The organism is Edaphobacter modestus (genome assembly GCF_004217555.1).
Lineage (GTDB): Bacteria > Acidobacteriota > Terriglobia > Terriglobales > Acidobacteriaceae > Edaphobacter > Edaphobacter modestus.
Window position 1 is genome coordinate 4232176 of record NZ_SHKW01000001.1, and the last position, 16476, is coordinate 4248651.

Genomic DNA, 16476 nt, shown 5'->3' on the forward strand with positions numbered 1-16476 from the left:
AGCAGCGTCGGGGCCTTGATTCTCGCGGCGAACTCCCGAACATCCACACTAGAGGCTGTTAATGACTTCAGTTGAGCATTTTGAAGATTCTGCTGAGCATGAGGCAGGCGAAGGCGAAGTAGTGGAAGGTGGCGAGGGTTTGGGAGAGGCGTTCGTAGTCTCTAGCCAGGCGGCGGAATCGCGGGGCCCAGGCGAAGCTTCTCTCGACGACCCATCGGCGCGGCAGCAGGACGAAGCCCCGTTTGGCCTCCGTGTGCTTGACCACCTCCAGTTGAATGCCGTGCCGGGCGGCCGCGCTGTCCGCGGTTTCTCCGGTGTAGCCCTGGTCGACGTAGGCAAGTTCCACGTGGTCTCCGGTCATCTGCTGCACCGCTTCGGCGAGCTTGTCCACCTGGGCGCGGTCCTGCTCGTTGGCGGCGGTGACATGCAAGGCGAGCAGGTTGCCCAGGGTGTCCACCGCAGCGTGCACCTTGGCTCCTTTGCGCCGCTTGGCGCCATCGCCACAAACGACCACTCCTCATCGCTCACATCGCTCGGATAACCAACCTGACCCTTATTCCCCATCCAACTATGCTGCGCGATGACAACAACACAATCACTGCCTTCCTACACATGAGAACTAAAGTTATTAACAGCCTCTAGAGAAGCAATGACCAAGATGTCGGGAATCCCGTTCGCGGGTTCGGAATCAGCCTGGGATTGTTTTGCGCGAGTGCGAGGCCTGGACCGTCGTAGATAGGAACTCGAGAAACGCGCGCGTCTTCGGTGCGAGGTATTGGCGCGAGGGATAGTAGGCATACAGGGGGAAGCGTTCCTCCTCCCAATCCGGAAAGAGGGTCACCAGTCGTCCACTCGAGAGATGGGCATCGACGCCGAGTTCGAGGACTTGGGCGATCCCATATCCTGCCAGGCACACCGCGTGCATTGTTGCGACGTCACTCAGCATGAGCTGGCTTTGCGTCTCAACCTTGATCTCCTTTCGACCTTTACGGAATGCCCACTCGAAGGGACGGCCCGTCTCCGGGTCTCGAAAATCGATCATCAGATGTCGTTCCGCTACCAGTTGCTGCGGGTCGGTAGGGTGGCCGTGTTTCTTTAAGTAGCCGGGCGAGGCTACGGTAAGAACTCTCGTGTCCAGCAATCTTCGGGCGACAAGAGTGGATGGGCGCGGCTCGCCGAAGCGAATTCCCAGATCGTACCCATCCGAGATTAGATCTCCGAGGCCCTCCCGCGTGATCAGGTCCACCTTAAGCTCCGGATATGTTTTGAGAAATCCACTGAGTTGCGGTCCGAGAATGAGCTGCGAGAAGTAAGGGTCCATGTTGACGCGAAGTCTCCCCCGGACGATCACTTTACCTTCGGCCAGGGCGGAGGTGGCGTCTTCGAGCGCCGACACAATCGGGCCAATGGTCTCGTAGAACCGCCTGCCTTCGTCTGTGAGGGAGACGGAGCGTGTCGTCCTCTCCAGGAGTCGGATTCCAACCTGCGCCTCGAGCCGAGCTACCGCACGGCTGATGCCCGGTTGGGAGACGTTCAAGGATCTCGCCGCGGCCGCGAAGCCGCCCGATCTCACCACGGCAGCAAGGGCGCTCACGCCATTTAGAAGGCGGTCATCGAAGCTCATGTACTTATGCTAATTGGTTATAAGTGAAATGCCGCGAAGATTAGTTCCAAATCAATCCCCGTGAGTCAGATAGTTGGAAGCACTGAGAGGGAAAGGTAAGGAGCATGGTGATTCGTAGAACATGTGCAGTGCTACTCGCTGCTGCAATATTCGGCATGAACGGTCATGCGCAGGTGCCGACACATCAGGGACTAACGTTCAACGGGGACGGCGCATTGCGTAACAATCAGATTCATTGGCCCAAGGGCTTCGAGCCCGAGCAGGCGGACCTCTTTGCACACAATGAGATCGACATCCGAGCCGGATGCGAGACCGCCTTCTCGAATCTCGTTGATGCAGAGGCTTGGCCCTCCTGGTACTCGAACTCGAAGGACGTCAAGGTTCTGAACACTCCAGATCATCGGCTCCGGAAGAAGGCACGAATCTCGTGGGAGACCTTCGGATTTCACATCGAAAGCCGCGTGTGGGAGTTTGAGTCGAGTAGCCGCCTCGGATGGTTCGGAGATGGTAAGGACCTCCATGCTTATCACACGTTCCTTCTTACCAAGGCCCCTGAGGGGTGCCACGTCGTCACAGAAGAGGTTGTGAAGGGTCCTGGTGCCATTCAGTTCCGTGAGCAGCAACCGAACGCCATGCACGAGGGGCATCAGCTTTGGCTGACGACCTTGAGGGACCGGTCGGAGAAGCACTGACACTCGCAACAAATCATTTCCAGATAGGAAGGAGCAAGACTATGGCACGCATATTCATCACCGGATCTGCTGATGGACTCGGCAGGATGGCGGCGGAACTACTCATCGAGCAGGGTCACAGGGTCGTCTTGCACGCCCGAAGCCAGACCCGCGCCGACGAGACAAAGAGGAACGTCCCGGAGGCGGAGGCAGTCGTAGTCGGCGACCTCAGCACAATTACTCAAACTCGAAAGGTCGCAGAGCAGGTCAATGCGCTCGGCGCATTCGATGCCGTCATCCATAATGCTGCCGTCGGCTACAAGGAGCCGAAGCGAATCGAGACGGAAGATGGTCTCTCTCATGTCTTCGCGGTCAACACGATTGCTCCCTACATTCTGACAGCCCTGATCGCGAAGCCGAAGCGACTTGTCTATCTCAGCTCCATGCTTCATCAGAACGGGGATCCGACCCTTGCGGACCTGACATGGAAGGCTCGCGCATGGGACGGAGAACAAGCCTACTCCGACACGAAGCTCCACGACGTGCTCCTCGCCTTTGGTATCGCACGACGTTGGCCAGGAGTTCTCTCGAATGCACTCGAGCCGGGCTGGGTCCCGACGAAGATGGGTGGCTCCGAGGCAACGGATGCTCTGGACGAGGCGCATCGCACCCAGGTTTGGCTTGCTGCAAGCGATCAACCTGAGGCACTCGTCACTGAAGAGTACTTCTATCACCTAAGGAAAAAGGGCGCTCTTCCAGCTGCCCACGACCTTGCCAAGCAAGATCGACTCCTCGCGATCTGCGAGCGCCTCAGTGGTATCGCTCTGCCCGAGTAGCAAGCTTGATACGAATCTTTTGGTGACAAACGCCACTTCGGTTGGCCGACGTCACCCCATAACCACGATAGAAACTAGGAGCCATCAATATGTATGCAGTCATGGGAATCACAGGGAATGTAGGCGGTGCCGTTGCGCGCACGCTTCTTGCAAAGGGCGAGAAGGTTCGAGGAATCGTAAGGAATCCCGAGAAAGCGGCAGAGTGGCAGGAGCAAGGTGCGGAGCTCTTCAAAGCCGACTACGACAACGTGGATGCGCTTACGGCTGCGTTCACCGGTGTCGCTGGCGTGTTCGTAATGGTTCCTCCAAACTTCGCGCCGGCACCGGGCTTCGCCGAGACCAAGTCGACGTTGCAGGTCCTGCATGAGGCACTATCAAGAGCTCTGCCGTCGAAGGCGGTCTATCTGTCATCCATAGGGGCGGAACAGGCCAGCGGATTGGGTTTGATCACGAGCTCTCACCTCCTTGAAGAGACGCTGGGCGATCTTCCGTTCTCCCATGCGTTTCTTCGCGCCGGCTGGTTCTTTGAGAACTCAGCCGGTGACGTAGCGAGCGCGCGGAATGAAGGCAAGATCCGGTTTCAGCTCCATCCGCTTGACCAGAAGTTTCCTCTGGTTGCGACTGCGGACATCGGCAAGGTCGGTGCAGAGACGCTCACCCAGAACTGGACCGGTATCCGCCATATCGAAGTTGCGGGCCCGGAGGGCTACAGTCCACTCGACATAGCAGATGCTTTTGCGGATGCTGTTGGGCGCCCTGTCGAGGCGATCGCCGTTCCCAGGGCGGAATGGGAGATGCTATGGGTCTCACAAGGAATGCCGGAGGGGCGGACGGCGCCTCGGGCGGAGATGGTCGATGGATTCAACTCCGGTTGGATTCACTTTGGCGTACCCGGAACAGAGCATGTGGATGGAGCGACGCCACTTTGTGAGGTGATCACTCAGCTCGTAACTCGCAGTAAGGACGTGAGCTAAGGGGCGGGCTGTCGAGGCCGCCTCTTCCTTTCCGGAGGACCTGATCGATAGTTGCTGAAGTATCTAGCTGAGGGCCTGACCCAGACCGGTGAGTCAGAGCTGCGCACTGCGATGCGTGTGCGTCAGGGCATTCAACCAAAGCTATGCCAGAGGTCACCAGATCTGCGTTGCTAGTCATCTCTGCCCGAAAGAGAGGTCAGGAATTTTTAGGGGCCCTTTATAATGAAGGCGCAGTCGCCACTCGGATTGCCTCGCGAAGCCACGTGCGTCGCGGATCGGTATTGAGTCTCGGGTGCCAAGTCATCAGGAAATGAAATCCCTGCAGTTCCTTCGGCGCCTCGACCAAGCGCAAGTTGGGATCTCTTTCCACAATCGGACTCAGGCCGCTATGCGCATCGGCGATTTAGCAACAACTCACAATGAGCGACTCAGTGTCACTTCTGGATTGCCGGGACCGCTACCGTAGTCTTGATGATGGGATTGAAGAATTTCTCTTCGCTCCGACAACGGAAGGCTAGTAAGGTCACGATTCTTCAGAATCATCACATCCCTCTTTACGCCTTTCTTAGGGTAGGTCTTCTAGAGTATGTCTACGTCTCTCTCTTACGTTCATTTGTTGCTGGAGAGAGAAAAGGCTGGAGGGTTGAGATTCATGTCGCCGTTGAATAGTTTAGTTGGGAACGAGCAGAGCACGGCTATTACAGAAGAAGTGTTGCCGGAAAGTCAAAAGGTACAGGGAAATTCAGCTCAGCCGCAGATAGAGGCAACTCCACACCAGACCACACCTCTTTCATTCTCTACGCATCTTGAACAACCTTCCCTCGCCGAGATCGCCCATGTGCTAGCGGATTTCATGTTTCCGGATAGTTCTCCAGAGGGTGCAGGCTCCTCTGCAAAGCTAGCGGAGCAGGAAATCCATCCTCTCCCGGAACAAGAGAGCACTCGGGATTCTGGAGAAGTCAATCCGCAGAGCTTGCACACGTATCCTCCAACAAGCAAGGCGCAAGCCGACCCATCTGGAAGTTCGGCCTCGGCTCCTGATGGTGGCCTGAATCAAGAAGAGAAAGCGAGTATGCGTCCGCCGAATCCTAAACAGGAAGGAAGTTCAACTTCTGGAGGAGTGAAACCCCAGAGCTCAGGCGTTTTTTCTTCGGAGAACAAGAAGCAAGAGGGTTCTGCAGCCATATCCCATGAGGCAAGCACAGCTCGTCAACCGCAAGAAGTACGGAGACCTCAGCTTCTTCCACGACCTCTGGTGCAGGCAGGTCCTTCAAATTCCGGAACGGTAAAACCCCACACAGAAGCCTCTACGCCGGCGTTGCTTGGGCCGCTCCAGCCTCTACGCCGAGTTCCCTCGCCGGCTGCGGAGACTCCTGAGGAGGAAAGCGGTGGACATTCAGAGGCAGCGAGATTCAACACGTTCGCCGGAAAGGTTACGGGAGAAGTGAGTAACGTTCTTTCTGAAGCAGGAGGCCTTGCAGGCAATGCGACGGTAGGGAAAGTCGGTGAGGGCCTGTTTGCAGCAGGAGGTGTCTGGCAGACCGGGGCGGCTGCAAGCAAATTCAGCAGCCTTTTAGGTTCTGCCTCTTCTCCAGAACAGAAGAAGCAGCTCTTACTTGCAGGGCTCGATCTCATGAAGGGGTTATCCAACACTGTTTCCGGAATTACCGGTGTGCAGGGGCTCAACGGAAGTCCTCTGGCTGGCAAGATATCTTCGGCGACCTGGGCCCTCTCAGAAGGAACGAATGCGTTGACGCAGGGCTATGAGGCTATCGCCGCAGGGAAGTCGCTTTCTCCTGAGCAAATGGTTCGTTTGGGACAGGTAATCGGGAGTAGCCTGAAGACTGTCGGGAGTGTTGCGTCAGCGGCGGGTGTCTCTGGGAATGCGCCTACCATTGTGCAGACAGTTGGGACAGGATTTAGCATCGCCTCCGGCGCGTTGAATCTTCACAATAAAGGCTATGACGTTTCTTCAACCGCGAATCATTACTACAACAGTTTTGTTGGATTTCTCCAGAGCTCCCGTCCCAAGAGCGATCCCGAGCCAGTGCTGGGTCAATACAATCCGAATGCTCATGACTTGGTCTAAGGTGGTTTGATGGGTTCTGGTGCAAACTTTCTCAGAATGAGTGACAGAGATTAATGGAAGATCTTGCAGGGTCATTGCGAGCAGACGATAGGCGATAAAGCTGTTTCTGGGGTCGCAGAAGCAGCTTTGTTCCCGGTAGAAATTACACATGCCAAGGAGGATATCGGACGAGGCGGCCAACGAGATTGCACACCGAAGTTCGTTCCTCGCGCTGTCCAGATCGGCTGTGTGACAATTCAAGCGAATCCTTACTAAGGGGTGACCATCGAATAGCTACGGAACAAACAATGAATACCGAGAAAGAAAGCGCATTCCGCATCCTCTCTCATCGAGAGGGTAGCGTGCAGCCGATGTTCGAGGCGGCCCCCATTGGGCCGTTATCTCCCTCATTATCCCTGCTTATAGAGCGCCGCGAACTCGAGCCGACAAGCTGGCAATCGCATCTTCTTGAAGACCAGCTGCTCCATTTTTTTATGAAGCCCGCCGTGATTGGCTTTTCGATGAAAGACGCAACCATTGCCAAGATTCCCGTAGCTCCTGGCCAAGCCGTGTTTTGTCCTCGAAAAGAATGGCACAACATCAAGTGGGACGAGGGGATCAGTGTACTTTCGATCAGAATACCGGACTCCGCATTAGTGGAAGCGGCACGTGAACGTCTCACGGAGAGATCACTCGAAATCGTCCCGAGACATGTGGTTACAGACGACCGGCTAACCCATTTGTTGTTTGCCCTGGATGCGGAGCGAGCCAGAGGCTATGCGGCAGGAAAACTGTTTGTTGATTGCATTGAATCTGCCTTAGCCAACATACTCTTAACCTCTTTCAACACCTTTACTCCGAGATCGATTACGGGCAAAGGGGGCATGGCTCCACACGTCCTTCGACGCGTTGTTGAGTTCATGGACGCAAACATCGACAAACAAATCGGCTTGAAGGACCTCGCTGACTGTGCGGGCCTGAGTTTATCCCATTTCTCTTTTCAGTTTCGTGCAAGCACAAACCAGAGCCCCCACCAATACATGCTTCGGCTCCGCATCGAGCGAAGTAAGGAACTGCTTACAGATTCCCGCCTCTCCGTTCTTGACGTCGGATTGGAAGTGGGGTTCCGCAATCAACAGCATTTCGCAACAGTCTTCAGAAACTCTGTAGGCGTCCCACCTTCCGTGTATCGCACTCAACTATAGTTCCCATCACATCAGATCTCTCTTCGCCCCAACCTCCTTATCGCGACAGAATTAGGTAAGACGGTTTTCGTCCGACAAGAACGCCAGACGTTTAGCTACGAAGAGCGGGTCGCATTCATCAACCGCATCTGAACAGGCAGCGCGTCGGTGAGAATAGACCCCTCGTTGTTGACGAGTGTGGCCTTGCGACGCTGCTTCTCACGCTTCTAACTTCCACTATTCATCGCTTGCATCAACTTTCCTTTGGAGCAGATCGCATCACCGTCGCAAAATTTCCAGAGGAATTGAAACGGAACAGATAAAAGCGAACGCGGGATACTGCCAGAGGGATTGTGATGTTTTTAGGACGATTGGTCAGCGCAATCGCGATGAAGTATCAGCAAGATTTGTTGAATGCTGATGAAGTTCAAGTTAGATGAGGAGGAAGACTATGTTGCGGGATGCATCGGTAATGCCGGCTACCAAATTGAAAAAGGAAGTCCGAACGTTGGGTGCCATGGAGCGTTTGTTCTGGCTCATGGATCAGAAACATCCGGCCCACCTTACGGTGACTGCCGAGGTCAAAGGCTTTACAACGGTGCAGAGTTGGAGAGATGCGCTTGATGCAGTGCAGAGACGTCATCCTGTCCTCTCTACCTCAATCAATAGAAACGAGGAGGGTCAACCGGCTCTGTATCAGGTCGATGCAGCGCCAATACCACTTCGAGTCGTCGATGGAAGTGTCCAGGGATGCTGGGAGTTGGAGTTGGACCGCGAGATGGCGGTTCCGTTTACTCCGGAGCAAGCACCTCTTATCAGGAGCGTGCTAATCCATAAGCCGCAGTCTGCTGTTCTCATCATGATCGCTCATCATGCTATCGCTGACGGAATGGCGCTCGTCTTTCTGATCCGCGATCTTCTTCAGGTGCTCTCTGGTGGACAGATTGAGGCTCTCTCATTCAGTAGCACAGCCGAAGAGTTGCTAAGCAAACTGGCAAAAGGAGAGGAGACTGTCCAAGCAGAGGCATCGCAAGCCGGTGCTCCTCAAGCGGAACCTGCACTGTACCGAGAAGGCAATGGTTTGGCACCGAGGGTCACCGCGCGAAAGTTAGACGAAGATCTTACTGCGGCCCTCAAGGAGCGGGCGCGACGCGAAGGGACTACAGTCCAAGGGGCGCTCTGCGCCGCGTTAGTTCTTGCAGGTCGAAAGACTTCAAATACATGGCGTAAACAGTCAGTCCGCGTGATATCGCCGATCAATGTGCGGGCATCTCTGGGAGCGGGAGAGGCATGCGGCCTTTACCTGGTCGGAGGTATGGTTCCTTTTCAGCCTGGTGATTCAAGGGCTTTTTGGGAGCTGGCGCGCATTGCAAAGAAGGAGCTCTCTCCATCTCAGACCTTTCAATCACTCTCTACATCGTTGCATGGCCTGGAAGCAATCATGTTCAAAGATATGGACGTTGAGACAGCGGCCCAGATTGCCGCTGTGGCGTTCGCTAGAGATCTCATGGTTTCAAATCTCGGGCAAATACCATATGAATCCGAATTCGGCGAGCTCAAGCTAGAGGCCGTCTGGGGGCCAACCGCTCTTCAAGGACTCGAGGGTGAACAGAACGTCGGAATCGCAACCACAAACGGGGCAATCAGATTGCTGCACGCGAGCTACTCCCTCATACCTTACCTTCTAGAAAATACTGAATTGATATTCAGGGCGGCCTGTGAGGACACCCGCGACTGATCGCAAGATGCTTTCCTGCTATGCGTTGCCTGTTCCGGGCCTGCTGCCTTCGTCGAGAGTGAAATAAAACTGGAGACGAAGTGTTGATGTATCAGTGAGGGGCAAAACACCAGATGTCACAACGGTCTTGCGGGAGTTGTAAATAATGAAGATTGGCTTTCTCAGCATGCCGCTAACCGGGCACTTACATCCAATGACGGCTTTAGGCCGCAAGATGCAGGCGCGCGGGCACGAGGTAATATTTTTCGGCCTTCCGGATGCTGCGCGCATCGTCCATAGCGCCGGTCTGGACTTTGTCCCGTTCGGGGAAGAGGAGTACCCCGTCGGGACCACGCCTGCAATGTATGCCCATCTGGCAACGCTCAAGGGAGAGGATGTTGTCCGCTACTCCTTCCAGGAGATGCATCCGCAGCGAACTAGGATAACGTTGGAGCAACTCCCGGAAAAGCTTGTTCACAGCGGCGTAGAGGCTCTCGTCCTTGATACGATTCATTTCTTTGCCGAGCTTGTTCCGATGAACATGGGTATTCCCTTTGCGCATATCTGGAATGTGCTGCATATCGACAGCTCCGGAGCAACGCCGCCCTGTTTGTTTGGCTGGGACTACGAAGACACGCCCGTGGCGAGGGCCAGGAACATGGAAGCCGTCAAGAAGATGAGTTCTGTGTTTCAACCGATTCAGCAGGTGGCATGGTCCTGGGCTGAAAACCATGGGTTGCAAATTGATTGGGACACTCCAAATGCAACTATTTCGAAACTGGCGGTTATTACCCAGACACCGAAAGAGTTCGACTTCCCAGACGTTCCCCGGGCTCCGGCATTTCACTATGCTGGTCCCTTTCATGACGATCATGGGAGAGAGCGTGTGACCTTTCCCTGGGAGAGGCTTACCGGCGAACCCCTGATCTATGCCTCTATGGGCACACTGGTGAATGGTCTAACAGATGTTTTCCGCATCATTCTGAAGGCGGCGAGCGCTATTCCGGGACGACAGCTGGTCCTTTCTGTAGGTAGCAATATTCAGATGGATGACATTGGCCCGATCCCGGCAGGGACCATTGTGGTCTCCAAGGCTCCCCAGTTAGAACTGCTCAAACGAGCTGAGCTGTGCATTACCCATGCCGGCATCAACACAACGCTCGAGTCGCTCGCGCTTGGTGTGCCGATGGTGGCGATTCCTGTCGGCTTCGACCAGCCGGGCATTGCTGCCAGAATTGTCTACCACGGTTTGGGTAAATCGGTACCGGTCGCCTCGATGAACACGGAAGATCTGTTTGTTGCAATCCAAGAAGTTTTAGGAAACCCGAGCTACAAAGACACAGCGCGCCGGTTCCAGAGAACGATTGCCCAGACCCATGGGCTGGATCTGGCGGTCGATATGCTCGAGCAAGCATTTCAATTCGTCGACGAGTCGGGGTTGGCAGTCTAGGAGACAAGTAACTCGTGGGCCAGAAGGAGCAACAATTGAATAGACTTCGAGGGAAGGTTGCTGTTATGAGGCACGATCAATGTAAACAGGCCACCTAGTCGCACTGAACATAATCTCATAAAAGACAGGATCCCCCACATCCTTGCATGCTATGCATTCGATGTGGGATTCTTGCCGCTTAAGGCATTACTGAGCGGGCTGTGTGAATGCTGTCAGCACCAGCTCGTGACACTCGACAAAGAGTGGCAGCGGCACGGCGCGGTGGGTGAGAGTGACTTGATACGCTTCTTTATGCGGCGTTTAGGTGGGGAATATTTTTGCGAGTGCCGCGTTAGTTAAGTCATAGTGAGCGGCCATCTACTGGCGCTCAAGAGGAGATTCCATGAGTTCGATTCATTCCGCAGTTTACGCTCCCCCCATCACGCATGTTTCTACGAATGAGGGAACATCTGCAGGAGCAGCGGCTCCACGTTCATCTGATTCTGAAAATGCGCCAGCGGCAGAGCAAGGTGGTACGACGGAGAGCTCCGATTTTCTGAGGTCCTATGCAGGAGACAATGCACCCGAATTCCATGAACCAGAAGCATCGACGTCGACGCGTTCTCCGAAGACGGCGGCTGAAGAACCATCGCAGAAGACTCCCGAGTCAGATTTTAAGAATTGGCTGGATTCCAATCCAAAGCTGCAGAAGCGCTATGACAAATTAGATGATGCAGGGAAAGAGAAGGTCAAGCAGACGCATCAAGAATTGTCGGAGGGGCTAGACAGCGTTGGCGGTGAGGCGAAGAAGCTGCCAAATGACTCTCGGAAAGAAGTAGAAGGGCACCTCGAGAATGCGAAATCTGCACTGCAAGAGGGCAATTTAGGACTTGCAAAGGAACACTTCGGTTACGCGAAAGGCTCATTGGAACAAACCCAACGTCAAGCGGGTCAAAGTTCGACGGAGGTTCGAAAATGGCCGGAAAAATCAGACGCTGTCTACCCTCATAAAGGGAAACACAAGCCTGGCCTCAATACCACGAATGCAAGCGAATCGTTAATTAAGAAGAAAATCGAGCAAGAGTCTTCCAAGGGCGGAGCGGCTAAGTACAACACGAGTGTCGCCTCAGAGGTCCACAAGCTTGAGGGGAGTGCTTACGAGAACGGACTTTCTCTGAGCCATGACAATGGTTTCTCAACCATCCATAAATTCGGTGAAACTATCGGCGCGTCTGAAGGAGAGATGACTCCCTACATCCGGCTCGATGGCACTGACCATGGACATCCAATTACACAAGATCAATTCAATAGCTATATGCAGAAAGAAGTCGATCATCTTAAACAGAACGGCAGCAGCACCACAGAGATAGGGGACTATTTGAATAAAATTGGTGAGAATCCAAAAAACTTTGGCATTACGAGTTGATCTGATCTTCTGTTAACTCTGTCATGTGTGTGGTGCTGAGCCGTCCTATGGCAGATACGGCGTTGGCGACGGCGGATGGGCAGACGCTGTAGCTCATCAAGCTTTGGGTGAAGGGCCGTTCAGACCACCCCTTCGGCGTTTAAGGCTGTCTTATAGCGCCATCACCCCGTTGAGATACACAGGACGAGAGTGACCAGTATTTGTAACTCATATAAAAGAACAATCAACTCCACAAAGACCTGACATAAACTCCGTCTATTGTGATTTGTATCCCATCACGTCGCCGTCGATCTTCTTTCGCTCGAAGGGAGTGGACAACGTCGGCCATGGATCATCGTTGCTACTGCTCAGGCCGTTTTGCTGAACAAGCCGCAACGATTCCTTCTATCGTTCTTTCATATATCGTAAAAACTTTTTAGGAAGAACGTAAATCCCCTACAGATCGCCCATCCTGAACGTATGTGCTTTTATCTCCTCGATGGCCCCTCCACAAATGAGCTAAGAGCGGAGTAAACCTCTCTCCGCCCAGACATTCAGTATGTATTCCAGGGGGAAGAATATATATCTGCGCTGATCGGGGTAGAGAATTTTTATTTTTTCGGAATAGTTTTATAGAGAGGAATAAAAGGACTGATCGTTCGTTGTTACTAGTAGAAAGATGATCTTCAAAGGCTGAATCTAGAACAGATAAGGCCTCTATAAGGAGCTTCAAATGGGTGCGATAGGCGCATTGGGTATGGGTGCTATGTCAAGCATGGGAGAAATGGGTGGACTGGAAAAGGCCGCCAGCGGCTTGGAGCAGGCTGCTGGAGCACTGGAGCAGGCCGCTGGCGGAATTGAGCAGGCAGTGGCCGGCATGATGGGCGGAACTCAGGGCTCAGACCAGTCGAGCGGCGCAGGTGGCCCCGAAGGTCAAAGCGGTCCTCAAGGGCTTGAGCAAGAGCTTTCCCAAGCATTGCAACAGCTTTCTCAGGAATTGCAGCAGCTGACTGGCGGGCAGGAAGGTGGACAGGGAAGCGGTGGGCAGGTCCAGGGAAGTGGTGGACAAGGAAGCGGTGGGCAGGTCCAGGGAAGTGGTGGACAAGGAGGTCGCGGGCAGGTTCAGGGTGGCAGTGGGCAGCCTGCAGGCATCTCTGGGAATGAGGCTTCTGAGTTGCCCGATCTTATGAACCTTGAGGTTGATTCGGCAGGGAACGCACCGAGTTCTCGCCCATCGCACGTAGGCGGCGATCTCGATCGTCTTCGTGGGGAAGTGCAAGATCAGATGAAGGATGGCAGCATCAGTATGCAGGCCGGGTCCAAGGCTTTGGAGGACATCGGTAGTGGAAATGTTAAGGCAGTCGAGCAGGATCTAAGCGGCACTGCTGGATCGACTGGTGGTCTGGATTCCATGAAAGCCAATACACCTTCGATATTTAATCCGAATGCGGGAGCTTACTAAAGAAATAACCTTAGCGGATGAGACTTTCCGAAGTCTCATCCGCTAGTTACATCGAACAACTTACACGGTGTCAGGCGTCTCAAAGAGCATGGTCATCTGCTCTCGAGTCCGGTCGTGCGGCTGGCGAAATGGAACGTAGCTCGTACAACGCGATCGCTCCTGATTTGCAGCTATAGGATGAAATGTTGCTGGATCGGAATAAGACCCTGATCGACGACGAAGTTGTGCACGCACTCGTTTTAGAAGACGAGCTTATCCTGTCGCCCAGGGCTGGAAATTCATGAATTGGTATGGGCGCGTTCAAGCACACGGAGGCCAAACGTGGCTTCGTCCTGCTGCCGCGCCGATGGTCGTCGAGAGAAGCTTCGCCTGGGCCGCGCGATTCCGCCGTCTGGTTAGAGACTACGAACGTCTCTCCCAAACCCTCGCCGCCTTCCACTACTTCGCCTTCGCGTGCCTCATGCTCAGCAGAATCTTCAAAATGCTTTACTAAAGTCATTAACAGCCTCTAGTCTCTTTCACCGGTAGATGCAAAGCCTACGGGATAACAGACTCTAGGTCTCACGAATTCAACCGATTTCGGAAATGCGGAATATTTGTTTTTCGCTTGTGTTGTATCTAGTGCAAGCAGATTCTGCCCACAGCATCTGAGGTAACTTCGAGGAGATCGCGATATGGTGACTGGCAAACAATCAGGTGGGGGCGCGAGTCAGGCAGGAAACCACGCGATCGAAAAGCGGCGTCGAGCGCGTCCTCTCTCCAAATGGATAGCAGACGACCCCGAGCCGATTGGGGAACTTCTGCCTCTTATGGTAAGCGTTCTGGAGGCCATAGCGAAGGCCAACGAGACAGAGCCAAGGTTCTGCAACCTGAATCCTGGCAAGATACTTGTTCGCGAGGACCAGAGCGTTCAGATCGCAACGCACAAGCCCTTCGAGCTGGGCAAGACATTCGACTTGGGTTCCGCGAAGTACACCTGCCCTGAGTTTTTTGGAGAGACAGCGCCAGGAGCACCGGCTGAAGCAAATGCCTACATCGCCGGTTTTATTTTTTACGAGCTTCTGCTGGGCCGCAAGCTGTTTGACGCGCAGTTCAAAGATGTAGAGAAAAACGGCAATTTGGGCTGGCTCACGTGGCATGCGGACATGACGAAACGCGCGGCGTCCTTGAATGAGATGAATCGATATCCAGTATTCATCTGCAGGGTTCTCGATCGGATGATCGAGAAGAATCCAACGAATCGCCTGACCGACATAAATGGCATCGCGCGCGCGTTCGGCAATGTGTCGAATGCCACGATGGTTTACAAGATAGTTCGTGATCCTTCGTCTGCAGTTGCTTCGGGCGCGGTTGTGGCTGCCCACGGCGACGGGCCACGACCATGGCTCGCCAATCTTGGGCGACAAAAGATCTGGACGTTGCTTTGGAAACGTGTCGCCCCAAAGGAGCCTCATCTCTGCCAACGCAGTATCGAGGAACTGGAGCACATCTTCCAAGATGCCGAGACTAGATTCAGAAAGTTCGGATCAATTTTCAGCTTCAGCCAGACGGCAAAACGAAAGGCCCGTGGCTAGCCACTTTCATCCCTTGCGACACGTATGTCGGTCGCTGAACAAAGCGCGTAAACACAGGAATTGAATAATGGATCCGATTCTTACTAAAGCAATAACTCCCACGACGGGCGATTCCAACGGGACGGGAGCAGCACAGCTTCCCAAAGACGGCGTCTCGCAATTCGACAAAATAAAAGCGCAGCTGCAGGACACAACCGACAGCGTGGCCTCCTTTGCGCAGAACGCCGTCTCGACTGCTGCACCCACGCCGCCAGCGTCAGCTGCATTCGTACAGCCATCATCTGCTGCAGTACAACCTGCGGACGGCGGGCTGAAGCCTGCCATGGGGACCGCACGATCGCAAAGCATTCAGAGCCTTCCTCCTGGACCAGAAAAAGTACAGCAAACCGTGGCGGTGGGACGCTATCACCTGGATCGTATCCAGTCGACAGTGAAAGCCAACTCCCCGAACAGCACCATGGATAAGGTGAAGGGCAAGCTGACCAGCATCGAGGCGCAGTACAACCAGCTCGATGGGACGCTGCAGAAGATTTCACCGAACGCGTCGCCGCAGGATTGGCTGCGGTTGCAGCAAATGGCCAACAGCATGAACGAAAACATCAGCGTGCTTTCCAAGCTGGTCGACTCGGCCTCCAGCGGAGTCAAAACAATTCTGCAAACTCAGATTTGATCGGACGTGAGTATGAAAAAACATCTACTTTCTTTATCGCTCTTGCTCGGTAGCGCTCTGTTGGTCACGGGGTGCTCCAAGCAACTTGATTCTGGTCTCAGCGAGGATGACGCGCAGAAAATTGTCGTTCTGCTTCGCGAAAATAACATCAATGCCTCGCTGCAATTGGATCCCGCCGCTAAGAAGGACGCGGCGACCTGGATCGTGAGCGTACGAGGCCGCGACGATACACTCATTCGCGCATGGAAACTGCTTGAAGAAAATGGACTTCCACGCGAGAAAATAAAAGGGCTCGACAGCGTGTTTCAAGATGCGGGAATGATTCCAACGGCATCCCAGGAAAAAGCTCGCTTTCTCTCGGGTCTCAATGGAGAGATCACAAGAACTTTGGATTCCCTCCCTGATGTCGCGGACGCTCGTGTGCAAGTCGTTTTGCCTGAAAATACTCCTCTGCTAGACAAATCGCAGCAGGTGCAACCTACAGCTTCCGTACTGGTTCAGTATCGCAGTGCCGCTCCTCCGCTGAGTGAGTTGGAGATCCAGAACCTCGTTGCCAAGAGTGTCGAAGGGCTCACACCGAACAACGTTGTCGTTATCTTCAAGAGGATTACGGTGCAGCCCATCCCAACTGAAGTGCTTGGCCCGCTTTCTTTCAGCAAGTGGATGGAAATTGCAGCCGTTGCCCTCGCATTTGTGGCTGCGATCATATCTCTGCTGGTCATCTCCGTCAGCAAGGTGCGCCAGCGGAAGATTCAGAGCCTCGAGAAACAACTTGAAGAGCTGATAGGCGGCGCTGCAAAACAAAAGCAGATAGCTCCCGCGAAGGCATCATAAGCGATGGATCCGTCGGTTTTCGCCCACG

At 54.2% G+C, this 16476-nt stretch carries 13 protein-coding genes and 2 pseudogenes; 13 read left to right on the forward strand and 2 right to left on the reverse strand.

Annotated features, from left to right (window positions below; genetic code table 11):
- Positions 1-67: 67 nt before the first annotated feature.
- Positions 68-499: pseudogene (locus BDD14_RS17955) on the reverse strand (transposase); the annotation flags it as partial.
- A 189-nt stretch (positions 500-688) separates the two neighbouring features.
- A complete protein-coding gene (locus tag BDD14_RS17960) occupies positions 689-1624 on the reverse strand; it encodes a LysR family transcriptional regulator (RefSeq protein WP_130420005.1) in 936 nt (311 codons plus the stop codon).
- Positions 1625-1728: 104 nt separating this feature from the next.
- Here BDD14_RS17960 and BDD14_RS17965 point away from each other — a divergent pair, with 104 nt between their 5' ends.
- The 13 genes and pseudogenes from BDD14_RS17965 (at position 1729) to BDD14_RS18025 (ending at position 16448) form a co-directional block, all read left to right on the forward strand.
- The gene (locus BDD14_RS17965; protein ID WP_130420006.1) at positions 1729-2316 is read left to right on the forward strand and encodes an SRPBCC family protein; all 588 of its coding nucleotides are present in this window, start codon (positions 1729-1731) and stop codon (positions 2314-2316) included.
- Between the two features lie 41 nt (positions 2317-2357).
- On the forward strand, positions 2358-3131 hold the full coding sequence (locus BDD14_RS17970; RefSeq protein ID WP_130420007.1) for an SDR family NAD(P)-dependent oxidoreductase: 774 nt from the start codon (positions 2358-2360) through the stop codon (positions 3129-3131).
- A gap of 89 nt (positions 3132-3220) precedes the next feature.
- A complete protein-coding gene (locus BDD14_RS17975) occupies positions 3221-4105 on the forward strand; it encodes an NmrA family NAD(P)-binding protein (RefSeq protein WP_130420008.1) in 885 nt (294 codons plus the stop codon).
- 1444 nt (positions 4106-5549) lie between these two features.
- Positions 5550-6194: a hypothetical protein gene (locus BDD14_RS17980; RefSeq protein WP_130420009.1), complete on the forward strand. Its 645-nt coding sequence runs from the start codon at positions 5550-5552 to the stop codon at positions 6192-6194.
- Between the two features lie 287 nt (positions 6195-6481).
- Positions 6482-7378: an AraC family transcriptional regulator gene (locus BDD14_RS17985; protein ID WP_165420129.1), complete on the forward strand. Its 897-nt coding sequence runs from the start codon at positions 6482-6484 to the stop codon at positions 7376-7378.
- A 517-nt stretch (positions 7379-7895) separates the two neighbouring features.
- Complete coding sequence (locus tag BDD14_RS17990; protein ID WP_165420130.1) at positions 7896-9095, forward strand: condensation domain-containing protein; 1200 nt, start codon at positions 7896-7898, stop codon at positions 9093-9095.
- A gap of 427 nt (positions 9096-9522) precedes the next feature.
- Entirely contained in the window at positions 9523-10524 is a 1002-nt protein-coding gene (locus BDD14_RS17995) for a glycosyltransferase (protein ID WP_341273312.1), read from the forward strand.
- Between the two features lie 382 nt (positions 10525-10906).
- A complete protein-coding gene (locus tag BDD14_RS18000) occupies positions 10907-11929 on the forward strand; it encodes a hypothetical protein (protein WP_130420013.1) in 1023 nt (340 codons plus the stop codon).
- A 712-nt stretch (positions 11930-12641) separates the two neighbouring features.
- Positions 12642-13370 (forward strand): hypothetical protein, encoded by a 729-nt coding sequence (locus BDD14_RS18005; protein WP_130420014.1) that lies wholly within the window; start codon positions 12642-12644, stop codon positions 13368-13370.
- Positions 13371-13672: 302 nt separating this feature from the next.
- Positions 13673-13863: pseudogene (locus BDD14_RS18010) on the forward strand (transposase); the annotation flags it as partial.
- Positions 13864-14044: 181 nt separating this feature from the next.
- Positions 14045-14944, forward strand: coding sequence for a serine/threonine-protein kinase (locus tag BDD14_RS18015; protein ID WP_130420015.1), 900 nt, complete (start codon positions 14045-14047; stop codon positions 14942-14944).
- 67 nt (positions 14945-15011) lie between these two features.
- A complete protein-coding gene (locus BDD14_RS18020; protein WP_130420016.1) occupies positions 15012-15614 on the forward strand; it encodes a hypothetical protein in 603 nt (200 codons plus the stop codon).
- A gap of 12 nt (positions 15615-15626) precedes the next feature.
- A complete protein-coding gene (locus BDD14_RS18025) occupies positions 15627-16448 on the forward strand; it encodes a hypothetical protein (protein ID WP_130420017.1) in 822 nt (273 codons plus the stop codon).
- The last annotated feature ends 28 nt before the right edge of the window (positions 16449-16476 follow it).